The sequence below is a fragment of the Hamadaea flava genome (assembly GCF_024172085.1).
Taxonomy (GTDB): Bacteria; Actinomycetota; Actinomycetes; order Mycobacteriales; family Micromonosporaceae; genus Hamadaea; species Hamadaea flava.
Window position 1 is genome coordinate 278,462 of record NZ_JAMZDZ010000001.1, and the last position, 22,227, is coordinate 300,688.

Annotated in this window: 25 protein-coding genes; 13 read left to right on the plus strand and 12 right to left on the minus strand. The window is 71.9% G+C overall.

Annotation, left to right across the window (positions count from 1 at the left end; translation table 11 throughout):
• Window positions 1-14 precede the first annotated feature (14 nt).
• Complete coding sequence (locus tag HDA40_RS01435) at window positions 15-989, plus strand: GNAT family N-acetyltransferase (RefSeq protein ID WP_253750457.1); 975 nt, start codon at window positions 15-17, stop codon at window positions 987-989.
• Here the strand turns inward: HDA40_RS01435 and HDA40_RS01440 are convergent.
• Window positions 986-2,233 (minus strand): NAD(P)/FAD-dependent oxidoreductase, encoded by a 1,248-nt coding sequence (locus HDA40_RS01440; RefSeq protein ID WP_253750460.1) that lies wholly within the window; start codon window positions 2,231-2,233, stop codon window positions 986-988. The two genes, HDA40_RS01435 and HDA40_RS01440, sit on opposite strands and share 4 nt — an antisense overlap.
• Before the next feature lie 66 nt (window positions 2,234-2,299).
• On the opposite strand from HDA40_RS01440, the gene HDA40_RS01445 reads away from it, so the two are divergent.
• Window positions 2,300-2,929, plus strand: coding sequence for a nucleoside/nucleotide kinase family protein (locus HDA40_RS01445; protein WP_253750463.1), 630 nt, complete (start codon window positions 2,300-2,302; stop codon window positions 2,927-2,929).
• Between the two features lie 14 nt (window positions 2,930-2,943).
• Here the strand turns inward: HDA40_RS01445 and HDA40_RS01450 are convergent, their stop codons facing one another.
• Window positions 2,944-4,176: a tetratricopeptide repeat protein gene (locus tag HDA40_RS01450; RefSeq protein ID WP_253750466.1), complete on the minus strand. Its 1,233-nt coding sequence runs from the start codon at window positions 4,174-4,176 to the stop codon at window positions 2,944-2,946.
• Between the two features lie 305 nt (window positions 4,177-4,481).
• Window positions 4,482-4,844, minus strand: a complete 363-nt coding sequence (locus tag HDA40_RS01455; protein ID WP_253750469.1) for a DUF1304 domain-containing protein — start codon at window positions 4,842-4,844, stop codon at window positions 4,482-4,484.
• Between the two features lie 47 nt (window positions 4,845-4,891).
• Here HDA40_RS01455 and HDA40_RS01460 point away from each other — a divergent pair, with 47 nt between their 5' ends.
• From HDA40_RS01460 to HDA40_RS01480, 5 genes are all read left to right on the plus strand, one after another.
• The gene (locus HDA40_RS01460; protein ID WP_253750471.1) at window positions 4,892-5,692 is read left to right on the plus strand and encodes a Bax inhibitor-1/YccA family protein; all 801 of its coding nucleotides are present in this window, start codon (window positions 4,892-4,894) and stop codon (window positions 5,690-5,692) included.
• Between the two features lie 165 nt (window positions 5,693-5,857).
• The gene (locus HDA40_RS01465; protein ID WP_253750474.1) at window positions 5,858-6,775 is read left to right on the plus strand and encodes a DMT family transporter; all 918 of its coding nucleotides are present in this window, start codon (window positions 5,858-5,860) and stop codon (window positions 6,773-6,775) included.
• Entirely contained in the window at window positions 6,772-7,494 is a 723-nt protein-coding gene (locus tag HDA40_RS01470) for a PP2C family protein-serine/threonine phosphatase (protein ID WP_253750477.1), read from the plus strand. Before HDA40_RS01465 ends, HDA40_RS01470 begins: the two co-directional genes overlap by 4 nt.
• A 33-nt stretch (window positions 7,495-7,527) precedes the next feature.
• Window positions 7,528-7,851, plus strand: a complete 324-nt coding sequence (locus tag HDA40_RS01475; protein WP_253750480.1) for a hypothetical protein — start codon at window positions 7,528-7,530, stop codon at window positions 7,849-7,851.
• Window positions 7,848-8,327, plus strand: a complete 480-nt coding sequence (locus HDA40_RS01480; RefSeq protein ID WP_253750483.1) for a hypothetical protein — start codon at window positions 7,848-7,850, stop codon at window positions 8,325-8,327. The genes HDA40_RS01475 and HDA40_RS01480 overlap by 4 nt, the downstream gene beginning before the upstream one ends.
• Here the strand turns inward: HDA40_RS01480 and HDA40_RS01485 are convergent.
• The 3 genes from HDA40_RS01485 to HDA40_RS01495 form a co-directional block, all read right to left on the minus strand.
• Window positions 8,324-9,553 carry an RNA polymerase sigma factor gene (locus HDA40_RS01485; protein ID WP_253750486.1) on the minus strand — a complete coding sequence of 410 codons (1,230 nt, stop codon included), beginning with the start codon at window positions 9,551-9,553 and terminating at the stop codon, window positions 8,324-8,326. The two genes, HDA40_RS01480 and HDA40_RS01485, sit on opposite strands and share 4 nt — an antisense overlap.
• Window positions 9,554-9,574: 21 nt before the next feature.
• Window positions 9,575-9,910 carry a YciI family protein gene (locus tag HDA40_RS01490; RefSeq protein ID WP_253750488.1) on the minus strand — a complete coding sequence of 112 codons (336 nt, stop codon included), beginning with the start codon at window positions 9,908-9,910 and terminating at the stop codon, window positions 9,575-9,577.
• Between the two features lie 82 nt (window positions 9,911-9,992).
• Window positions 9,993-10,991, minus strand: coding sequence for a Gfo/Idh/MocA family protein (locus tag HDA40_RS01495; protein ID WP_253750490.1), 999 nt, complete (start codon window positions 10,989-10,991; stop codon window positions 9,993-9,995).
• A gap of 45 nt (window positions 10,992-11,036) precedes the next feature.
• On the opposite strand from HDA40_RS01495, the gene HDA40_RS01500 reads away from it, so the two are divergent.
• The gene (locus HDA40_RS01500; protein WP_253750492.1) at window positions 11,037-11,558 is read left to right on the plus strand and encodes an orotate phosphoribosyltransferase; all 522 of its coding nucleotides are present in this window, start codon (window positions 11,037-11,039) and stop codon (window positions 11,556-11,558) included.
• On the opposite strand, the gene HDA40_RS01505 is transcribed toward HDA40_RS01500, so the two are convergent.
• Together HDA40_RS01505 and HDA40_RS01510 are read right to left on the minus strand one after the other, a co-directional pair.
• The gene (locus HDA40_RS01505; protein ID WP_253750495.1) at window positions 11,547-12,032 is read right to left on the minus strand and encodes a hypothetical protein; all 486 of its coding nucleotides are present in this window, start codon (window positions 12,030-12,032) and stop codon (window positions 11,547-11,549) included. The genes HDA40_RS01500 and HDA40_RS01505 overlap by 12 nt on opposite strands.
• A gap of 80 nt (window positions 12,033-12,112) precedes the next feature.
• The gene (locus HDA40_RS01510) at window positions 12,113-12,607 is read right to left on the minus strand and encodes an HNH endonuclease family protein (RefSeq protein ID WP_253750498.1); all 495 of its coding nucleotides are present in this window, start codon (window positions 12,605-12,607) and stop codon (window positions 12,113-12,115) included.
• A gap of 24 nt (window positions 12,608-12,631) precedes the next feature.
• Here HDA40_RS01510 and HDA40_RS01515 point away from each other — a divergent pair, with 24 nt between their 5' ends.
• Window positions 12,632-13,675, plus strand: coding sequence for a helix-turn-helix transcriptional regulator (locus HDA40_RS01515; RefSeq protein WP_253750501.1), 1,044 nt, complete (start codon window positions 12,632-12,634; stop codon window positions 13,673-13,675).
• On the opposite strand, the gene HDA40_RS01520 is transcribed toward HDA40_RS01515, so the two are convergent.
• From HDA40_RS01520 to HDA40_RS01530, 3 genes are all read right to left on the minus strand, one after another.
• Complete coding sequence (locus HDA40_RS01520; protein ID WP_253750504.1) at window positions 13,672-14,601, minus strand: SDR family oxidoreductase; 930 nt, start codon at window positions 14,599-14,601, stop codon at window positions 13,672-13,674. The two genes, HDA40_RS01515 and HDA40_RS01520, sit on opposite strands and share 4 nt — an antisense overlap.
• Before the next feature lie 79 nt (window positions 14,602-14,680).
• Complete coding sequence (locus tag HDA40_RS01525; protein WP_253750507.1) at window positions 14,681-16,036, minus strand: NAD(P)/FAD-dependent oxidoreductase; 1,356 nt, start codon at window positions 16,034-16,036, stop codon at window positions 14,681-14,683.
• Window positions 16,037-16,225: 189 nt separating this feature from the next.
• Entirely contained in the window at window positions 16,226-17,524 is a 1,299-nt protein-coding gene (locus tag HDA40_RS01530) for an NUDIX hydrolase (protein WP_253750512.1), read from the minus strand.
• 109 nt (window positions 17,525-17,633) lie between these two features.
• On the opposite strand from HDA40_RS01530, the gene HDA40_RS01535 reads away from it, so the two are divergent.
• Window positions 17,634-18,569 carry a polysaccharide deacetylase family protein gene (locus HDA40_RS01535; RefSeq protein WP_253750515.1) on the plus strand — a complete coding sequence of 312 codons (936 nt, stop codon included), beginning with the start codon at window positions 17,634-17,636 and terminating at the stop codon, window positions 18,567-18,569.
• A gap of 53 nt (window positions 18,570-18,622) precedes the next feature.
• Here HDA40_RS01535 and HDA40_RS01540 read toward each other — a convergent pair whose 3' ends face one another.
• Window positions 18,623-19,006: a hypothetical protein gene (locus tag HDA40_RS01540; protein WP_253750518.1), complete on the minus strand. Its 384-nt coding sequence runs from the start codon at window positions 19,004-19,006 to the stop codon at window positions 18,623-18,625.
• 102 nt (window positions 19,007-19,108) lie between these two features.
• Here HDA40_RS01540 and HDA40_RS01545 point away from each other — a divergent pair, with 102 nt between their 5' ends.
• The 3 genes from HDA40_RS01545 to HDA40_RS01555 all read left to right on the plus strand — a co-directional run bounded on the left by HDA40_RS01545 (window position 19,109) and on the right by HDA40_RS01555 (window position 22,094).
• Window positions 19,109-19,891, plus strand: a complete 783-nt coding sequence (locus HDA40_RS01545) for an RNA ligase family protein (protein ID WP_253750521.1) — start codon at window positions 19,109-19,111, stop codon at window positions 19,889-19,891.
• Window positions 19,878-20,999 (plus strand): AAA family ATPase, encoded by a 1,122-nt coding sequence (locus HDA40_RS01550; RefSeq protein WP_253750524.1) that lies wholly within the window; start codon window positions 19,878-19,880, stop codon window positions 20,997-20,999. Before HDA40_RS01545 ends, HDA40_RS01550 begins: the two co-directional genes overlap by 14 nt.
• Before the next feature lie 72 nt (window positions 21,000-21,071).
• Window positions 21,072-22,094, plus strand: coding sequence for a tyrosine-type recombinase/integrase (locus HDA40_RS01555; RefSeq protein ID WP_253750527.1), 1,023 nt, complete (start codon window positions 21,072-21,074; stop codon window positions 22,092-22,094).
• Window positions 22,095-22,227: the final 133 nt, after the last annotated feature.

The following is a 22,227-nucleotide window of genomic DNA, read 5'->3' on the forward strand; positions in this document are numbered from 1 at the left end:
CTACGCTGCGCGACATGACGGTGCGGTGGACGCAGTTGACGGATCAGGACGCGGCGGCGTGGGCGCTGCTGTGCGCGCGGGCGGAGGAGGTCGACAAGACCGGGGAGCATTACGACGCGGAGGATCTGGCGGAAGAGCTGGCGGATCCGCTGGTGTCGCTGGAGCTGGGGACCCTCGCCGGGTGGGACGGCGACGTCATGGTCGCGGCGGGGCTGCTGCGGAACCGGGCGACGGCCAACCCGGTGAACCGGGTGTACTTCGACGGTGTGGTGCATCCGCAGTACCGGCGTCAGGGGTTGGGCCGGCGGTTGACGGAGTGGGCGATCGAGACGACGCCGGTGGTGTCGCGGTCGCGGTTCCCGGACGCGCCGATGGAGTTGCACGTGCAGGCGCACGAGGCCAACACGGTGAAGGCTGGGCTGCTGACGGCGTCGGGGTTCGTGCCGCAGCGGTGGTTCTTCACGATGCAGCGGTCGCTGTCCGGTGAGCTTCCCGCCCCGGTGTTGCCGGAGGGCGTACGCGTGGAGGGGTTCGACCACGCGCGGCACGATCTGGCGGCGTTGCGCGTACGCAACGAGTCGTTCGCCGACCACTGGGGCAGCTCGCCGCAGGACGAGGAGTCGTGGAAGCAGTGGTACACGGGGACGCGGGCGTTCGTGCCGGAGCTGTCCTACGTGGCGCTGGCCGGGTCCCCCGGTGCGGACGACGAGATGGTGGCGTTCCTGCTGACGGCGTTCTTCGAGGCCGACGAGGTGGCCACGGGCCGGCGGGAGGCGTGGATCTCGACGATCGGGACGCTGCGCGCGTACCGGCGGCGGGGGCTGGCGTCGGCGTTGATCGCGACCTGCCTGCAAGCGGCGGCCGAGCAGGGTTACGACCAGGCGGCGTTGGGCGTGGACGCGGCGAACCCGACCGGTGCGCTGGGCGTGTACGAGGCGGCCGGATTCGCGGTGGATCGCAAGCACGTCGCCTACGTCCGCGAGTTCTAGAGCACGTCGGTGAGGGGGACGGTGGGGTCGGCTAGTTTGCGCAGGTCGACCCGCTGACCTCGGTAGCCGGCGCGGACGAGGTCCTGGATCGGGTCGACGACGTCCCAGACGTTGCCGTTCATCCCGGCCAGGACCCGTTCGCCGGAGATCCAGAAGGCGAGGAACTCCGGTGCGGTCCCGTCGGGTTTCACCGTGAGGTCGCCGCGCACCACGATCCGGTCGTAGCCGTGCAGCGGCACGTAGCCGGAGTACTCCATGCTCAGGTCGTACTGGTCGGAGTAGAAGTACGGCACCGGGTCGTAGGGTTCGTCGCGGTCGAGGATGGACTTGGCCGCGGCGGGACCGCCGTTGAGGGCGTTGGCCCAGTGCTCGACGCGGATGCGGGAGCCGACGAGGCGGCTGTTCCAGGCGGCGACGTCCCCGCACGCGAAGATGTCGGGGTCGCTGGTGCGCAGGTGCGAGTCGACGGCGATGCCGTTGTCGAGGTCCAGGCCGCACGCCTCGGCCAGTTCGGTGGCGGGCCGGATGCCGACGCCGACCACGATGAGGTCGGCCGGGATCTCGGTGCCGTCGGTGAGGACGACGTCGGTGACCTGCCCGTCGAGGCCGCCGAATTCGCGTACGCCGCTGTCGAGGTGGAACTCGACGCCATGTCCCGCGTGCAGGTCACGGTAGAGACCGCCCAGCTCGTCGCCCAAGACCCGGCGCAACGGCAGCGACTCGGTCTCGATCACGGCCACGGTGCAGCCGTGCGACCGCGCGGCCGCGGCCACCTCCAGGCCGATCCAGCCCGCCCCGACCACCACGACCTGCGTGCCAGGCTTCAGATCCGCGCGCAACTGGTCGGAGTCCGGGAGGGTACGCAGATAGCGGACCCCGGAGTTCTCACTGCCGGGCACGTCGAGCCGGCGTACGCGGGAGCCGGTCGCGAGCAGGAGCCGGTCGTAGGGCACCGACTGGCCGTCGGCCAGCGCCACGGTGTGGGCGTGCCGGTCGACCGCCACGACCCGGGTGCCCAGCCGCAGGTCGATGTTCTGTTCGGCGTACCAGGGCTGGTCGTGGACCTGCCCACCGTCGCGGGGGTCGTTGCCGAGCAGGTAACCCTTGGACAACGGCGGCCGTTCGTACGGCAGTTCGGTCTCCTCCCCGATCAGCACGACCCGGCCGGTGAACCCTTCGGCGCGCAGCGTCTCGGCGGCTTTGGCACCGGCCAGGGACGCGCCCACGATGACGACGGACTCCATGGGTTCCACTCTCGCACCGTGGGCGACCGGGCGCAGCCAGGACGGGGCGACGCGCCACAATGAGGTGTGCGATTCCGGCCGGTGACCTTCGACAGGCTCGTCGAGGAGGTGGCCGAACGCGTCGCCACCCTCGCTCCGCAGGACGCGCCGTGGCCCCGGGTCGCGATCGACGGCGCTCCCCCGGCCGAACCGCAGACGCTGGCCGACGCGCTGGTGGCGCCGTTGCGCGTCCGCGGGCGGCCGGTGCTGCGTGTGCGGGCCGAAGACTTCCTGCGCCCGGCGTCACTGCGGTTCGAGCACGGCCGGACCGATCCGGACGCCTACTACGACGACTGGCTCGACACCGGCGGGCTGCTGCGGGAAGTGCTCGAACCGCTCGACCCGGGCGGAACAGGCCGGGTGCTGCCGTCGCTGTGGAATCCGGTGACCGACCGGGCCACCCGCGCCGAGTACGTGACGATGCCGCCCGGTGGGGTGGTGATCGTCGACGGGGCGCTGCTGCTGGGCCGGTGGCTGCCGTTCGATCTGACCGTCCATCTGCAGCAGTCCCCCGCGGCGTTGGCCCGCCGGACGGCCGACGCCGACCGGTGGCGGCTTCCGGCGTACCAGCGCTATGACACGGACGTGGAACCGGTGACGGCCGCGGATCTGGTGGTGCGCGTGGAGGATCCGCGACGCCCGGCGGTGCTGGAGTGAACCGGGTGTGATCTTCAGAGGCGTGACAGAAGTTCCTGGGCCTGGGCCTGCTCCCGGTGATGGCGGCCGGGCCGCGCGGCGACCAGTCGCTTGTAGAGTTCGACGGCCTCGGCGGCGGGCGTGCGGGCGTCGGCGGGGCGGCCGTCGGCGACCAGGGCGGCGCTCAACGCCCACAACGCGCGGGCCTGCAGGCCGCTGTCGGACGGCGCGAGCTGGGTCGCCTCCTGCGCGGCGGCGACCGCGTCGGCCGGGCGGTCCAGGACGGTGAGCATCTCGGCCGTGGCCGTCAGGCTGTCGGCGAGCCAGGACCGGCCCCGATGCGGGTGACGGGTGGCGGCGGCGCGGGAGAGGGCGAGCGCGTCGCGCAGCGGAGCCTCGGCCAGCGGCGTACGGCCCAGGGTCAGCAGGCATCGGCCGAGGACGGTCAGCGTCACGCAGTGCTCGAACGAATGCCCGTCGAAGCCCTGGGCGCCATGCTTGACCGCTTCGTTGACGGCCGCGAGGGCTTCCTCGTCACGGCCGGCGGCGAGCAGGATCGCCGCGTGGCCGGCCCCGGCCGAGGCGAGCGCGGCCCGGTCGGCGGTACGCAGCAGCGCGGTCGCCTCGGCAGCGGCGGCCAGGGCCTCGGCCGAGCGGCCGATCTCGTGAAAGTGCCGGGCCTCGGCGGCCAGGGCGAGCCCGAGCTGCCGGGCGTACGCGGTGGGGCGGTCCTGGGCGAGGTCGCGCAGCAGCGGCACGATCCGCCCGTCGAGGCGCAGCGCTTCGTCGGCGTGCCCGAGGTCGGCCTCGGCGGCGGCGGTCGCGGTCAGCACGTCGGCCAGCATGGGCCGGTGCCGGACGGGGTCGGCGTCGACGCGTTCGGCCAGCACCTGCTGCGCGGCAGCCAGATGGGCGAGCGCTGCTTCGGCGCGGCCCGCGTCACGCAGGTCGTCGGCGTACGCCAGGGCCAGTCCGGCGACCCGGACCCGCAGCGCGGCCGAGGTGGGCGGCGTCCCGGCGGACTTCCACGCGTCCAGGGCCTGCTGTCCGATCTCGACCGCCCGATCGACCTCGGCGGACCGGTCGACCGGGGTCTGCCCGACGACGGTGGTGTCCACAGCGGAGGTCAGCGTGAGCCGGGCGCGCTGGTAGAGCTCGGCAGACGAACGCAACGTACGCCAGCGGCCCCGGCGAACCAGGTGCAGGACGATGCCGAGTACGCCGAGGGCGCACAGCGCCACCCCGGCGACGAGTACCACGCGCGCCACGTATTGCCCTCCCCAGCAGGACGTGTCGGCAGAGTACCCGGAGCATGCCGGGCCCGGCGAGCGCCAGCCACGATCTTGGTGAAAGGCGTCCTAAGTACCCTATCGGGCTATAGATACTTTCGCACTGAATGTCCGATACTGCGGGAGCGGTCTCGCGGACTCCTCGGCGCCATCGGCGCCCTGCTCACCGGCCCGCTCGGCGGAAGGCGGAAGCGAGCAAATCAGGGATATGCATGCGATCTTGGGCCTGGGAAGCATGCATATCCCTGATCCGCTTCAAAGAACGGCGTCCCGAGAAGCGAAGGTTAGAAGGCGAGGGCGACCAACGCCACGAGCGGGAGGAACCCCTGCATCACGGCGGCGCGAGCCATCCGGCGTTCGCCGGCGACGAGCACGATCGCCGCGCCGAGCATGCAGGCGCAGGCGAAGCCGGTCAGCGTACGCCCGGGGGTGTCGGCCAGGAACACTCCGACGATCGCCCCGATCCCGAGGAACAGGTTGTAGAAACCTTGGTTGAACGCCCACGGGCGGACGGCATCCACATCGGACGCGGCGGTGCGGAAGCGGCGGTGGACGTCGGGTCGGCGGAACAGGAGCGACTCCATCGCGAAGATGAGCACGTGGAGCAGGCCCGCGAGGGTCGCGGCGATCACGGCCACGATATTCATGCCGCCAGTATTGCCCGGCCAGTGGATCAGCGTGTCACCATCGGAGGATGCAGAGCTCCAACCCCGCCTTGGCGAAGTTGTCCGAGACCCCGGCGACGAGTGCGTACGGTGATCCCGGCTGGTATCAGCCCGGCTCCGGCGGCGGCACCGCGACCTATCCCGGCGTGGTCACCAGCGCGCGTACCGGTGTGATGACGGTCGACGGCGTCATCGGCCGCACCCTCGCCCTGATGGCGTTGCTCACCTTGGCGGCCGCGGCCGCGTGGATCTGGGTGCCGGACCGGCTCACCGGACCGGCGGTCTTCGGCAGCGCCATCGCCGCGCTGATCGTCGGCCTGATCGTCAGCTTCCGGCAGTCCACCAGCCCGCTCCTGATCGGGGCGTACGCCCTGCTCGAAGGCGCGGCGCTCGGCATGATCAGCGAATGGTTCAACCGGGTCTACCCGGGCATCGCCGCCCAGGCCGTCGCGGCGACCATCGGCATCTTCTTCGTGATGCTGATCCTCTACCGGTTCCGGGTCATCCGGGCCACCCCGCGGTTCACCAAGGGACTGATGGGCGCGTTGATCGCCGCGGTGGTCCTGATGCTGGGCAACTGGGTGCTGGCGCTGTTCGGGATCAACACCGGGCTGCGCGAGGCCGGCACGATCGGCATCATCTTCAGCCTCGCGATGATCGTCATCGGGGCGCTGACCTTCATCCTCGACTTCGACGTCGTCGAGCAGGGTGTGCGCAACGGCCTGCCGGCCCGCTACGGCTGGTTCGCCGCGTTCGGCATCGTCCTCGGCCTGGTCTGGGTGTACCTGGAGGTGCTGCGCCTGCTCAGCTATCTGCGCGGCCGGGACTGAGCGCGGGCATCCGTTTCGTCTTGCGGTTCTCCCGGACGATTTAGCGCGCGTCGGGATCGTCGAGCGCGGCCAGCCGTTCGAACGACGGCAGGCCGCGCTCGGGTCACCGTCCCATTCTGATCTCCGCAGTCCGGTCGTGTCGGCGTACCGGCCTAAGATGGGCGCGTGTCGCGTAAGGGCTGGCTGCTGTTCGCCGCGTTGGGCATCATCTGGGGTGTCCCCTACCTGTTCATCAAGATCGCCGTCGGTGGGCTGACCCCGGCGTCGGTGGTGTTCTGGCGGTGCGCGATCGCCGCGCTCATCCTGCTGCCGATCGCGATCGCCCGGGGCCAGCTGCGCGCCCTGCTACCCCACTGGAAGGCGCTGCTGGCGTTCACGGGGGCCGAGATCGCCGTCCCGTGGTTCCTGCTGACCTCCGCCGAGCAGCGGCTGAGCAGTTCGCTGGCCGGGCTGCTGATCGCCGGGGTGCCGCTGGTGGCGGCGCTGCTGGGCTGGGCGACCGGCGGTGAGCGCCTGGGTCCCCGGCGCATCCTCGGCCTGGGCGTCGGGCTGGCCGGGGTGACCGCCCTCGTCGGGCTCGACCTGTCGGCCGACGACGCCTGGGCGCTGGTGCAGATGGCGATCGTCGTCGTCGGGTACGCCGTCGGCCCGTTCATCCTCAACCGGCAGCTCAAGGGCGTGCCGGGGCTGGCCGTGATGGCGGTGTCGCTGACCTTGTCCGCGCTGATCTACGCCCCGGCCGGGATCATGCAGCACCCGGCGACCATGCCCGGCGCCGACGTGATCATCGCGGTCGTGGTGCTCGCCGTGCTGTGCACCGCGGTCGCGCTGACCGTGTTCAACGCGCTGATCGCCGAGGTCGGCCCGGTCCGGGGCCCGGTGATCACCTACGTCAACCCGGCGGTCGCGGTGCTCCTCGGCGTGATCGTGCTGAGCGAGCCGTTCACCGCCGGGATCGGGATCGGGTTCGCGCTGGTGCTAGCCGGTTCGGTGCTGGCGACCCAGCGAGCGGCCGACAAGAAGACCCCGGCGCGCGACCCGGCCGCCGGCGCCGAGGCCGAGCCGGTAGCGTCGCGGAAATGACCGCGCCCCAGCTCTCCGTCGCCGGCGACACTCAGATCGGCAACCGCTACCCGGAAAACTACGACGTGCTCGCCGTCGACGGCCCACCCGCCGACCGCACGGTCCTCGTTGTCGCCGACGGGATGGGGTCCGGCCGGGGCAGCGCCTTCGCTGGGCGTACCACTGTGGACACCTTCCGGGAGGTCACGCGGACCGGCGCGCCGAGCGCGGACCTGCTACGCGCGGCGGTCGCCGAATGTCAGCGGCGCGTGATCGACGGCGGCCGGGCCTGGCCGGAGCTCACCGGCTGTACGCTCACCGCCCTGGTGGTCGACGGTGCGCAGGCGTGGATCACCCAGGTCGGCGACTCACGCTGCTACCGGTGGCGCGACGGGCTGCTGGAGCAGCTGACGGTCGACCACACCGAGGCCTGGCTGGGCGCGGTCAACGGCTGGTGGCCGCACGACTCGCGGCAGGCCCAGACGGCCCGCTACCACCTGCTGCGCTATGTCGGGCATCCGGACGCGCCGGAGCCGGACGTGCTCAACGTGGCGCTGCGCCCGGGCGACGTGCTGTGCCTGTGCACCGACGGCATCGGCGAGGAGGTGTCCTACCGGAAGCTGGCGCAGGTGCTCGGCTCGGGCGCGACGCCGGCCGAGATGTGCACGCAGCTGCTGGCCGAGGCGCTGGCGACCGGCGGGAACGACAACGCGACCGCCGCGATCCTGAAAGTCTCCTAGTCACCGCGGTATGAGCGGCGATAGTATGACGGTATGCCCGCGAAGCGTGTGACGATTACGGTGCCGGAGGACGTCGCCCGGCTGATCGAAAACGTCGACAACGTGTCCGCCTACTTCACCGCCGCCGCCCGCGCCTCCGACCGCCGGATGCGGACCGAGGCGCTGCTGCGCCGGGCGGTCGGCGACAACGTCGACCCCACGGTGCAGGCCAAGGTCCGGGCGAACATCGAGCGGCAGCGCGCCGCCCACGCGGCCGCGCGGGCGCAGCGAGAGGTCCGCGACGCGCAGAAGGCGCTGGACGAGGCCGAGGCGCGGGTCGCCGCCCTGGACGCCCATCAGCGGCGGAACCCGGCATGACGGTCCGAGCGGTGCTCGACACCTCGGCCATGCTCGCCTACGCCAGCGTCGATCAGGCCATCCCGGTGTCGGAGTTCGTCCGGTCGGTGATGGAGGAGAACGAGGCGATCGGCGAGGACCCCGACGACGTCGAGGCGTGGGCCGAGATCAGCCAGGTCGGCATCCCGACGTCGACGTTCATCGCCGCGTATTCGCAGTCCGACGCGTTCGGCCGCAATCTGCTCGCCGACCTCGCGTCGGACCTGGCCGTGGCGGAGGAACTGGCCGACACCGAACGCTCCACATTCGTCTTCCTGCCGATGGCCGGCGTCGCCGACATCCTCGAGGCCAGCGAGCTGGAGCGGCAGTGGCCGGGCCGGGGCGAGGCCATTCACCACGCTTTGCGGCTCAACGCGGAGCTGGCCACCTTCGACCCGCCCAAGAAGCCCGTCCCGAGACTGCAGCTCACCGATCTCTCGATGACCTGGGACGACTAGGCGTTCTCGGCCGCCCGGTCGAGCAACGCCCGCCGCTCGGACTCGCTGTGGGTCCGGGCGGCCGCTTCCCGGAACAGGTCCGCCGCGCGTTCGCGGTCGCCGTCGCGGGCGGTCAGGTCGGCCTCGGCCGCCAAGGCGAGCGGATAGTCGTCCAGGGCTCCCCCGGCGCGGGCCTTCGCGAGCAGTTCCAGGCCGGCCGCCGGGCCGAAGGCGTACCCGTGGGCGACGGCCCGGTTCAGCTCGATGACCGGGCTGGGCTGGCGGCGGACGAGCTGGTCGTAGCAGTCGGCGATGGTGGCCCAGTCGGTCTGCTCCGGGGACGGCGCAGTCGCGTGACAGGTTGCGATCCGGGCCTGGAGGGCGTACGGGCCGTCGCCGGGCACGGCTGCGAGCAGGTCGACCGCCTCGGCGATCGCCGCGTGGTCCCAGCGGGCGCGATCCTGTTTGTCGAGCGTGACGAGGTTGCCGTCGGCGTCGCGGCGGGCCGCCCGGCGGGAGTGCTGCAACAACATGAGGGCCAGCAGCGCCGACGCCTCCGGCTGCTGCGGCATGAGCCGGGCGAGCAGCCGGGTCAGCCGGATCGCCTCGGCGGCGAACGCCGGTTCCCCGTCGGCGTTGTAGCCGTGGGTGAACAGCAGATACAGCACGGCCAGGACGCCGGGCAGCCGCTCGGTCAGCGCCGGGCCCTCGGGGACGGCGTACGGGATGCCCGCGTCGGCGATCTTCGTCTTGGCCCTCGTCAGCCGCCGGGTCATGGTCGACTCACTGGTCAGGAACGCACGCGCGATGTCGGCCGTCGGCACGGCGCAGATCGTGCGCAGGGTCAGCGCCACCCGGGCCTCCAGCGCCAACGCAGGATGGCAGCAGGTGAAGATCAGCCGCAGGCGGTCGTCGACCACCTCTTCGGCCGGCAGCGGCTCGCCGGTCGCGGCGGTCAACGCCAGGACGGCCACGTCGCGGAGCTTGCGGCGTTCCACGGTCGCGCGCCGGATCGTGTCCAGCGCCCGGTTGCGGGCCACCGTCATCAGCCACGCCCCCGGATTGCCCGGTACGCCGTCCGCGGGCCAGCGTTCGAGCGCGGCCGCCAGCGCGTCCTGAGCGCTGTCCTCGGCCAGTGTCCAGTCGCCGGTGATCCGGATCAGCGCCGCGACGATCCGGGGGTACGCGTCGGCCGCCGCCTCGGCCGCGGCGCCCCGAGCCGCCGCGGCCGAAGACTGCGTCGTCATCGAGCCCTCACCCGGACGTCGTCACTGCTCGAAGTCGGCGAACGGGCGGATCTCGATGCGGCCGCCGCGCGCCATCGGGTGCGTCCGCGCGACCTCGATGGCCTCGTCGAGGTCGGCGCACTCCAGCAGGTCGAAGCCGACGATCAGCTCCTTGGTCTCCGTGAACGGGCCGTCGGAGACCAGCAGCTGGCCGTTGCGTACGCGGACCGTGGTCGCCGCGTCGGCCGGGGCGAGGACGTGTCCCCGCAGCCGGCGGCCCTTCGCGTCGTTGGTCGCCACCCACTCGTCGATGTCGGGCTCCGGCGCCGGGTCGGTGTCGGGGTCGCCGTCGACGCAGACGAACATCATGTACTTCACGGTGAACTCCTTCGCTGGTGAAGTTGCTTTCACCGGAGATGACGATCGGCGGACGGCCGACCGGACAGCTCCCGCGAGAAAATTACCGCTCGCCCGGGAAGACCACGCCGACCTGGGCGCGTACGCCGTCGAGCAGACCCATCACGTCGAGGGTGTCCTGCCAGCTGACCAGCGGGCTCTCCTGCCGCCCCTCGCGTACGCAGCGCATCACCTCGATCGCCTCGTGCACCATCCCGCGGGCGGTGAACGGCACGCGGATGGTCTGCGGGTCGGCGCCGGCCCGGTGCAGGGTGAACTCCTCGGGCCGGAAGAAGATCGAGTCGAGCACGATCCGGCCACGGGTGCCCGACACCGCCGCGCGGACCGGGCTGTCGGCGGTGATGCCGCAGGTCAGCGCCGCGAGCGCACCCTGATGCGGGCCGTGCGCGTAGCCGAACAACATGCCGGTGTTGGCGTCGGTGCCTTCCGGGTTCAACGCCGACCACGCGGTCACCGACGACGGCACGCCGAGCACGGCGTGGGCGAAGGTCACCGGGTAGACGCCGAGGTCGAGCAGCGCGCCGCCGCCCTGGTGCGGGTCGCGCAGCCGGTGGTCGGCGGCGAACGGGCCGGCCAGGTGGAAGTCGGCGTGCACCGTGCTGATCTCGCCGATGGCCCCGTCGGCGAGCATCTCCAGCATCCGGCGGAACGCCGGGTTGGTCCGCATCCACATCGCCTCCATGAGGAAGACACCGCGGTCGCGGGCCAGGTCGATCAGCGCCTGGGCCTGGGCGAGGTTGAGCGTGAACGCCTTCTCGCACAGCACGTTCTTGCCCGCGCGCAGCATCAGCTCCGCCGCCGGGAAGTGCGCGTTGTGGGTGTTGGCGACGTAGACGACGTCGACGTCGGGATCTTCGGCCAGGTCCTGCCAGCTGCCGTGGGCGCGCGGGATGTCGAACCGCTCGGCGAACGCGCGGGCGCTGGCGAGGCTGCGCGAGCCGACCGCCACGACCTCGGCGTCGGGCAGCGTACGCAGGTCTTCGGTGAACGTGGCGGCGATGCCGCCGGTGGCGAGGACGCCCCACCTGATCTTGTCGGCCATGGGTTCCATCTAACCGGGTCCGCGGACGCCGGATAAGCTCGGGCCGTGCTGGCGACCAAGATCCAGGAAACGTGTCACCTGACCGGGGAGTTCCGGCTGCGCTCCGGCCGGGTCGCGACGGAGTATTTCGACAAGTACCGGTTCGAAGCCGATCCGGTGCTGCTCGACGAGGTCGGGGCAGCGCTGGCCGGGCTCGTCCCGGCGTACGCCGAGGTGCTGGCGGGGCTGGAGATGGGCGGCATCGCCGTCGTCACCGCGCTCGGCCGCCACACCGGGCTGCCCTGCGCGTTCGTCCGCAAGATCGCCAAGGAGTACGGCACCCGCCGACTCGCCGAGGGCGCCGACCTCGCCGGGCGGCGGGTCGTGATCGTCGAGGACGTGGTCACCTCCGGCGGCCAGATCGCGATCTCGACCCGGCAGCTACGCGACCTCGGCGCGATCGTCGACACGGCGCTGTGCGTCATCGACCGGCAGGAGGGCGGCGCCGAGGCGCTGGCCGCCGACGGGATCGCCCTGCGGGCGCTGCTGACCCGGGCCGACCTGGAGGCCGCCCGCTCAGCTGGGTGAGGCCGACGGGCGGTCGCCGATCCGCAGCGTCAGCTCGCCCGACCCGGACTCGTTGACGACGCGTACGGTCCAGCAGCCCGCGGCCGGGAAGTCCAGGCCGACGCCGAACTCGCCGCCGGGCTTGTCGAACGTGCTGTCGCCGTGCCACTCCGGCCCCCATTCCGGGGTGATCCGCCGCTGACCGGGACCGTCGGCGGTGACGGTCACCTGCCGGCCGCCGGTGAGGCGTACGACGATCTTCAGCGTCTGCCCGGCGACGAGGGTCGGCTGCGTCGGGAACAGCATCACCCACATCTCCACTCCCTGCCCGTACGCCTGGCGTACGAGCGGCTCGGCAGCGGCCGACGCGGGACAGGCGGCAGCCGGCCCGATCATGCCGGCGGACGACGCGGAGGAAACGGCGGTCGGAGCAGAGGCCGGGGTGGCGGTGCAACCGGCGGCGAACAGGACCACGGTCAGCAGAGCGCGTCTCATGTGAGAGGGACACCGCCCCCCGGAGCGAGGTTCCTCAACACGTCGTGAGCATCTGCCCGAGCGCGGTCGCCTCCGCGCCGTCACGCGGCGGCGACCGCCGCCACGTGGTCGATCTCGATCTCGGACGCGCGGCTGCGGTCATACCGCAGCGGCTTGCCCGTGTACGGGTCGTGCAGCACCCCGGACAGGACCACGCACGGGTTGCCTGTGCCGAGCCGGGCCCCGGTCAGGTCGCGGCGCAACACGTCGTCCCGGGTGTCGCAGCCGTCGCGGCCGCCGGGGGCGTCGGTGTCATCGGTCCACAGCGGATCGCCGAACGACGCGCGGGTGTAGCTGTCCCAATGGGACTGGGCGGCCCGGGGCAGCTCAGCCAGCAAGGCGAGCGCCGCGTCCTTGCCCGCGACTCCACCCGACGGAGCCGATGCCCCACCGGACGACGCAGCCGAGGGAGCGTACGTCGCGGTGGACACGGACGGGTCGTCGTCCAGCTGGCCCTCATCCCACCACCAGGCGACCGCCGCAGCGACGAGCAGCAGCAGGACCAGCGTGAGCAGCTCCCCCCGATAGCGCTTCATCAACCATCACCATAGGGTGTCGGGGTGAAGTCGGAGCGACTGATCGCGCTGCTGTTCACGCTGCAGGCGCGCCGTAGCGCCACCGCCGGTCAGCTGGCCGCGATCCTCGAGGTCTCCGAGCGCACCATCCTGCGGGACGTGGCGGCGTTGCAGGCCGCCGGGGTGCCGCTCTACTCCGAACCCGGGCGCGGCGGCGGCATCCGGCTGCTCGACGGATGGCGTACGCGGCTGGACGGGCTCACCGGGCCGGAAGCGGCCGCCCTGTTCGTCAGCGGAGTCCCGGCCGCGCTCGCCGATCTCGGGCTGGCCGGCGCGGCGACCAGCGCCCAGGCCAAGCTGCTCGCGACCCTGCCGGCCGGCGCCCGCGACCGCGCCCAGGAGCTGGGCGAACGGTTCCACCTGGACGCGCCCGGCTGGTTCCACCGCGACGAGCCGCTGCCCCACCTCGCCGACGTCGCGGCCGCCGTCTTCGACCGGCAACGGCTGCGGATCAGCTACGAGCGCGGCCGGCAGACCGTCCAGCGGACCGTCGACCCGCTCGGGCTCGTCCTCAAGGCCGGGATCTGGTACGCCGTCGCCGCCATCCCCACCGCCGCCGCCGCGATCGGCGCCGCCACGAAAGCCACCGGCGGCGTCACGGAGAAAGCCGCCGGCCACCTGCGTACCTACCGGGTGGCCCGGATCCGCTCCGTCGACCGGACGGGCGAGCGGTTCGAGCGGCCGACCGGCTTCGTGCTCGCCGAGTACTGGGCGACGGCCGCCGCCGAGTTCGACCGCAGCATCCTGCACGCCACGATCCGCGTACGCCTGCCTGCCCGGGTGCTGCCGGACCTGGCCCGCCACCTCGGCCGGAACACCGTCGAGGAACTGGGCCAGGTCGGCGCGCCCGACGCCGACGGCTGGGTCGAGGCCGAGCTGCTCGTCGAGACGCTGCACATCGCGCAGCATCAGCTGATCGCGCTGGCCCCGGACGTCGAAGTCCTCGACCCGCCGCAGTTGCGGGCGGCCCTGGCCGAGACCGGCCGGAGACTGGCCGCCCGCAACTCAGCACACCCGGACGGCGGCTAACGCCACTGGGCGTCGTCGATCACACCCTGGCTGTCCAGGCTGTTGGCGGCGGCGTACGCCCAGAAGTCGGGCCGGGTGCCGTCGTTGTCCACGATGGCGTACTCCTTCGCCAGTTGCCCGCTGCTCAGCGTCTGCCCGCCGAACCGGGCGGCGTCGGGGTCGGCGGCCAGTGCGGCGATGCCCCGGCCCAGGTAGTCCGGCGACTCCGACAGCGAGAAGTGCGGGTTGTCCGGACCGGCCGCGTCCCGCCAGGTGGCCTCGGTGACGCCGAAATGGTCCAGCATGGCCTCCGAGCGCAGGAATCCTGGCGTCACCCCGACCGCCACGCAGCCGACCTTCGCCAGTTCCTCGCCCTGCGCCATCGCGATCCGGTTGATCGACGCCTTCACCAGGTCGTAGAAGAACTCGCCCCGGTACGCCCGGTTGAACTCGGCCGTGCCGTCGGTGACCTCGACCAGCAGCCGGCCGGGCCGCTCACTGAGCAGCCCGAGCGCGTAATGGCTGGTGATGATGTGGGTACGCAGGCCGACGTCCAGCATGTGCAGACCCTTGCCGAGATCGTGCTCCCACAGCGGCTTGTCCCATTCGGAGAACGGGTCGCCGCCCCAGATGTCGTTGACGAGCACGTCGAGCCGGCCCTGCTCCCGGCGTATCCGGGCGACGAGCGCCGCGACCTGCTCGGGGACCAGATGGTCGGCCTCGACGGCGTACGCCGTGCCGCCCGCGCCGGTGATCAGCTCGGCGGTCTCCTCGATCGTCTCCGGCCGGCCCATCTCCGACGGCCGGGCGCGGGTGGTCCGCCCGGTGGCGTACACGGTGGCGCCGGCCAGTCCGAGGTGCACGGCGATGGCCCGCCCGCAGCCGCGGGTCGCGCCCGCGACGAGCGCGACCCTGCCCTTCAAAGGGCGTTCCCATGTGGTGTTCATGCGAGTCAGCGTCCCTGGCAAACCGGACAACCACCGTCAGGTTTGCCGGGGACTTCCGCGACGTTGACTACCGCGACGGTCAGGCGACCGGCGTCAGATCCCGCGGGGCCGTCTGCGCGACCGGCTGAGCCTTGCGGCCGCGCCACACCCGCCACAGCATCCGCGGCGACATGAGCTGCTGCGGGCTGATCAGGAAGTTGACCGCCTTCAGGAAGGTCTGCCCGACGAACGGGTCGGCCTGCGCCGCGACGTGCACCTTCGACAGGTACGCGTTGAGCAGCTTGACCCGGCCGGTCCGCGTACCGGGCACGTGCGGGAACCGCAGATCCCCGGACACGGTGATGTCCCACGGAGTGTCCACGATGGCGGTCACCCCGGCGAAGTAGCGCCTGGTCAGCCCGTCGCGGCCGCTACGCAGGCACTGGCCGAGCCACTGGGCGGCCATCGCGGCCGTCGTCATGCCCTGCCCGTACGCCGGATTGAAGCAGCACAGCGAGTCGCCGAGGGCGAGGTAGCCCTCCGGGAGCCGGTCGCAGCGCTCGTAGCGGCGGCGGGCGCTGGGGCCGATGCGGAACCGGGTCGGTTCGGTCAGCGGCTCCGCCGTGGCGAGCAGCCGCGACAGCTCCGGCCCGTCCAGGCGGGCGGCGTACGCCTCGAAGCCGGGACCGTCCAGCGGCGGGATGTCGTCGTTGACCCCCATCAGCGTGACGATCCAGCGGTCGCCTTCGGCGGCGAGCGTACCGGTGCTCGTCGGGTTGGCCGGGTGATGGCCGACGACGATCGCGGCGTAGTCCTGGGCGGCCGGGTCACGGCGGTACTCCCGGGTGACGTACACCAAGCCGGCCTTGACCGTGTCCTCCGGCGGGGCGGCGTACCCGTGCTCGGTCAGCCAGGCCGGGCCACGGTTGCTGCGCCCGGTCGCGTCCACCACGACGTCGGCGCGCAGGATCTCGTCCCGGGTGCGTACGCCGGTGACGCGGCCGTCGGCGACGGTCAGCCCGTCGACGGCGACGCCGGCGCGGATCTCGACCTGGGGCAGGGCGGCGACCCGGCTGCGCACGTACGCCTCCAGCGTCGGCCGGCTCACGCACAGCGCGGTCATGTCCGACGGGGCGCGCAGCATCCGGCGGCCGTCGTTGTACCAGATCACGTCGGCGTGGGTGTCGGCGGTGACCGCGCCCCGGGCGACGATGTCGGCGGTGAAGCCGGGCAGCAGCTCGTCGAGGATCGCCCGGCCCTTGTCGAGCAGTCCGTGGGCGTGCCGGCTCTGCGGTACGCCCTTGCGATGGGCGGCCTGCAGCGGCATCTCGTCGCGGTCGAGGACCAGGACGTGGTCGAACGCGTCGGCGAGGACTCGCGCGGCCAGCAGGCCCGCGACGCTCCCGCCGACGACGATCGCCCGGCCGGTCCGGCCGGCAGATTCATAGGGGTGCATGAGTGACTCCTGGAAGCGCTTGTGGCGTAACGGATTGGCGGAACGCTAGCCAGCCGGAACACATCCAGGGAAATGGAAATGACGTCAGGTGATTGACAATGTGCGGTGCGCCACAGCGGACAGGCGGTCATCAATGCCGCCGAATCGGGCGTACCGCTGAGTGCCGTGACACTTTCACGACATCGCGGCTCATCCCTGTGAAGGAGTCACCGTTCCGTCGATCGGGTCACCCGACTCGAGGTACACCGTGACCCCGGCGGCCCGCGCGCGCACGGCCGCCGCGACCCGCTTGGTCAGGATCGGCGGCAGCAGCCCAGCCGTCTCGTTGACCTCGTCGTCGATTCGGCAGAACCGGTAGCCGCGCAGCTCCTCCGGCTGGAGCCGGATCGCGGCCACGTCGGCCTCGGTGAGCACGCCGCCGTCGAAGACGAACGCCATCAGGTCGACGGTGCGCCGGCCCCGGGGCGGCGACCAGTCCACGACCAGCAGCCGGCCCAGCGACCGGTCCAGGCTCAGCTCCTCGAGGACCTCGCGGTGCGCCCCGGCCAGCGGCGGCTCGTTGCGCTCGACGACACCGCCCGGGATCTCCCAGTGGTCCTTGTAGGACGGCTCGACGATGAGCACCCGGCCGGACTCGTCGAAGAAGACCGCGCCCGACCCGAGGATCTTGTGCGGCAACGAGCGGTAGTGCTCCGCCGACGCGCGGCGTACCGGCAGCTGATGCTGGACTTCCCGGCCGTAGGCGACGAACCCGGCGCGGCGCAGGATCGGGCTCGACGTGCCGATCCGTGCCCTGGTCAGGGCGAACCTCGCCGCCAGGGTGGCGGCCTGGGCCAGCCGGACGGCCAACAGCGCCCGGTACGCCCCACGCCCACGCGTGTCGGCCAGCACGCCGCCGCCCCAGAGCTTGGCGACGCCGTCGTCCATGGTGAGGCCGGCCGAGCCGACCGCGCGCCCGTCGATCCGCGCCAGATACCGGAAGATCGTCCGCCCCGCACCGGCGGCGATCTGCTGAGCGAGCTCGGCGGCCTCGCCGGCGGCGAACTCGGGCGACGGCAGCGGCTGACCGAAGGCTTCCGCGGCCACCGCGTACGCCTCGGCGAGCTGCTCGGGCGTGTCCACGCGCTCGATCGTGACGTCGGCCGGGGCGGCCAGCTCCGGCAGTCCTTCGCTCAAGTCGTACGCGCAGATGTCGTGCTCGCCGACGATCTCGCTGCCCCGCCGGGTCAGCTCGTCGCCGAGATGGGCGGGCGTGGTCAAGGGATGGACGACGAACACGACGGCCTCGCCGCCGTTGGCGCCGGTCAGCCGCAGCGCCTGGGTCACCAGGCGGGCCGGGTCGGCGCCGTCGGCCCGCTGCACGGTGCCCTTGCCCTCATGGACCACGACGGTCACGTCGTCGCTGGTCGCGACGGTCGCGTCGTACGGCGTCCACACCCAGGCCGCCGCGGCGGCGAGGACCTCGTCGCGCAGCTCGTGTTCTCCCATGAGCGTGCATGCTGCCACAGCGGACGGTCATCTGGTGGCATCGCCGATCTTTCGCCGTATCCGGTCGCCGGGGTAGTCTCGCGGCACCCCGACTCCCCAGGAGCCGCCCGTGCCCCCCATCCGCTCGCGGCGCCTCGTCCCGGCGCTGCTCGGTGCGCTTGTCGCCGTCACCGTGCTGCTCACCGGTTGTACCGGGAGCCCGCGATCCGCGCCGCCCGGCCAGACCGAGCCGGCCTCGCCGACGCCGGAGCTCAGCAGCGCCGTGCCGTCGCCGTCGGCGGCCGAGTCCCCGTCGCCGAGCCCGACGCCGTCCCCGACCCGCAAGCCGTCGCCCAAGCCGAGCCCGACCAAGTCGCGTACGGAGTCCGGGGCGTTGTCGTGCAAGTCGACGGTCCCGCTCGTGCGCTCGCCGGCCAGCGGGCACGGCCCGGCCGGCTCGGTCAGCGTCACCGGTACGCAGAACGTGGCGCTCACCTTCGACGACGGCCCGGACCCGATCAACACCCCGAAGATGCTGGACATGCTCAAGCAGTGCGGGGTGAAGGCGACGTTCTGCCTGGTCGGCTTCCGGGCGCGGGACCATCCCGACCTCGTGCGCCGGATCGTCGCCGAAGGACACACGGTGTGCAACCACTCGTGGCAGCACCTGCTGGACCTGGCCGACGACAAGCGGACCGACGCGTACATCAAGCGGGACCTGGAGCACACCAACGAGGTCATCCACGCGGCCGCCCCGGACGCGAAGATCCGGTACTTCCGGGCGCCCGGCGGCAACTTCACGCCCCGGCTGGTGCAGATCGCCAAGGATCTCGGGATGACGTCGATCTACTGGTCGCTGGACCCGCGCGACTGGGAGAGCAGCAAGTACGGCACCGGGTCGTCGATGACCAACCACGTGATCAGCGCGGTGGAAAGCGGCGTACGCCCGGGGTCGATCGTGCTGTCGCACGACAACGGCAAGCCGACGACCATCGCGGCGTACCGGGTGCTGCTGCCGTGGCTCAAGGCCAGGTTCCGGCTGATCGCGTTGCCGACCGACACCTGAACATGATTAGGGGGACGCCCGCGTCCGGACGTCCCCCTGGGGGTGTACTTCGATCAGCTGTTGCTCATCGACGACAGGATCGTGCCGCAGCAGCAGCACAGGATGATCAGCGCCGGCAGACCCAGACCGAGGATCAGCGCGAGGGTCTTGTTCGGCGACTCCTGCGGGGTGGTGCCGATCGCGCCCGCGCCGAACGCCCACGGCGGCGACGCGTAGAAGACCTGCGCCTCACCGTAGCTGTTGTCGACGACGAGGCTGGCCTCGCCGACCTTCCACAGGTACGGGATCCAGATGGAGATGTGGTGCTGCCCCGGCGCGGCCGGGATAGCGTTGTCGCCCCACTGCAGCCGGTGCTGCTGGCCGTCGATGACCAGCCACGGCTTGAAGAAGGCGAACATGAACGCCAACCAGAAGTACTTGGTCGAGATCCGAATCATGAGCGCACACCCTAGTGCATCAATGCGAACGCGTGTCACGTGCGTCTCGCGCATTGGTGAAATCCCTGGCACAACCGAGTTTCCGGACCCTATAACTGTCGGGTGATCAAGTATCCGCGGACGCCGCACCTGGCCGGGTCACGTCTGCAACCAGGCGACCACGACCTCGCCCAGGCGCCGTTCGCCGCCGTACGCGGCCGTCACCTGGTCGTCGAGGAGAAACTCGACGGTGCCAACGCCGGGATCAGCTTCGACGCCGGCGGGCGGCTGCGGCTGCAATCGCGGGGGCACTACCTGACCGGCGGTCCCCGCGAGAAGCAGTTCGCCCCGTTGAAGTCGTGGGCGGCGACCGTCGCCGACCGGCTGCGCCCGGTGCTCGGCGACCGGTTCGTGCTCTACGGCGAATGGTTGTACGCCAAGCACACCGTGTTCTACGACGCGCTGCCGCACTACTTCTGCGAATTCGATGTGTTCGATGTGCGTACCAGTGAGTTCTTGAGCACGCCGCGCCGTCGCGAGTTGCTCGCGGGGCTGCCGATCACGAGCGTCCCGGTTCTGCGCGAAGGCCGCTTCACGGCGGCGAGCGAGCTGACCGCGCTGGTCGGGCCGTCCACCTGCCGGACCAGCGCGTGGCGCGAGAACCTGCGCGCGGCCGCCGTCGAGGCCGGGACCGACGCGGACCGGGTCGTCGCGGAGACCGACCGCGCCGACGACATGGAGGGCCTGTATCTGAAGGTCGAGGAGGGCGGCCAGGTGGTCGAGCGCTACAAGTGGGTGCGCGCGAGCTTCCTGACCGCCATCCTCGACTCCGGCACGCATTGGGCCGACCGCCCGATCGTGCCCAACCGGCTCGCCGACCCGGAGGCGCTCTATGCCCATCTTTGACGACCTGTGCCCGCGCGGTCCGGAATGGACGGTCGACTGGCCGCGGCTGCGCGCGGCGTTCGCGTGGCTGCGCCGCCTGGAAGGCGTCGAGCAGGACCCGCGCCACCACGCCGAGGGGGACGTGGCCACCCACACGCGGATGGCCGCCGAGGTGCTCACGTCGCTGCCGTCCTGGCGCGCGCTCGAACCGGACCATCGGGTCCGCCTGTTCGCGGCCGTGTTGCTTCACGATGTCGCCAAACCATTTTGTACGCAGACAGAGGCCGACGGGTCGGTGACGGCGCACGGGCATTCCCGGCGCGGCGAACTGCTGGCCCGGCGGCTGCTGTGGGAGCTGGACGCGCCACTCGGGTTCCGTGAGCACGTCGCGGCGCTGGTGCGGCACCACCAGGTCCCGTTCTGGGCCCTGGAACGCGACGATCTGGAGGAGATCGTCCTCCGGGTGTCGATCACGGCGCGCAACGACGACCTGGCGATGCTGGCCACCGCGGACATCCTCGGCCGGATCTGCGGCGACGCCTCCTCGGTGCTGGACAACATCGCGCTGTTCCGGGAGTACTGCGCCGACCTCGGCGTCCTCGACCGGCCGTGGCCGTTCGCCAACGATCACGCGCGGTACGCGTACTTCGCGACCCCGGGGCGCGATCCCCGCTGGGCGGCCTATGACGACACGACGTTCACCGTGACCGTGCTGTCGGGGCTGCCCGGCGTCGGCAAGGACCACTTCGTTTCCGGCCTGGATCTGCCGGTGATCAGCCTGGACGCACTGCGCGCGACGCTGGGCGTACGCCCGACCGCGCCGCAGGGGCCGGTGCTGGCGGCGGCCCGCTCGGCGGCGCGAACGCTGCTGCGGACCCGGACCCCGTTCGTGTGGAACGCCACGAACGTGTCCCGCCAAGTACGCGAGCAGATCGTCTCGCTCGCGGCCGGCTACGGCGCCCGCGTCCACGTCGTCTCCCTGGAGGCCCCGCCCGGTGTCATCTCGGCGCGCAACTCAGCGCGTACGTCGCCGGTGCCGGCCGCGGCCGTCGAGCGGATGATCGGCCGCTGGGAGACGCCCGACCTGACCGAGGCCCACGCCGTGTCCTGGATCGACACCCGAGTCTGACGGCTCTCGATGTCGGACGGCGCGCAGTGTCGGACGGCTTCCGGTGTCGGACCTGGGCGGTAGATTGGGATCATGGAGATCGTCCCCCGGTCCGGCTCGGGCGCGCTGATGCACCCCGTGCAGGAGTACGCCGACTTCACCGAGGCGTGGCTGCACAACCGGCGGCTGTCGGAGCACACGCGGGACGCGTACCGGCGGGACGTCACCTCGTTCCTGGCCTGGTGCGGCGAACACGACATCGACCCCCGGTCGGTCAAGTTCACCCACGTCAACGAGTACGCCCGCGCGCTGGAGGCGGCCGTCGACCCGCGTACCGGCAAGCCGCTCGCGCCGACCACGATCGCCCGCAAACTGTCCGGCCTGTCCAGCTGGTACGACTTCCTGCTCAAACTGGAGGCGGTCACCGCCAACCCCGTCGGCGGCGCGGACCGGCCGCAGGTCAGCCGCGACCACTCGACGACGATCGGGATGAGCCCGGCCGAGGTCGACGCCATCCTGCGGGCCGCCAAAGCGGACGGCGTCCGGGCGTACGCCATCATCGCCCTGCTCGCCGACCTCGGCCTGCGGGTCAGCGAAGTGTGCGGACTCGACCTGGACGACCTCGGCCACGAACGCGGGCACCGGACCATCCGGTTCGTCGGCAAGGGCGGCCGTCCCCGTCGCCGGGCGTTGGCACCTGGGACGGCGGCGGCGCTGGACGCGTACCTGGACTCGCGGGCCGCACTGGCGGGGGTCGCCGTCGACGAGCTGACCGGGCCGGTGTTCGTGACCACCACGGGCGCACCCGTCGACCGGCATGCCGTCAAGCGCCTCATCCCGCAGCTCGCCAAACGGGCCGGGATCCCCAGCGCCGAACATCTGTCGCCGCACTCCCTGCGGCACGCGTTCGCGACCACGGCCCGGGCTGAAGGCGTACCGCTGGAGGACGTGCAGGACGCGATGGGCCACGCCGACCCGCGAACGACCCGCCGCTACGACCGCGACCGGCACAACCTCGACCGCGATCCCTCGTACGCCATCTGGGCCGCGCGCGCTCGGCGTACTTCCTCCCCCTCCGCTGAGGCCGCGCCTGGAGCGCCGTCGGGAGACGCATGATCAGGGTCATTTCCCTGTCGCCGTGGCAACGTGGAAGTGACCCTGATCAAGATATGACCCGGTGAGGCGGTCGCCGGATCTGGCTTCCGGCGGCCACCCCACCCGGGCGTCTCTTCCTCGAGCGGCTACTTCG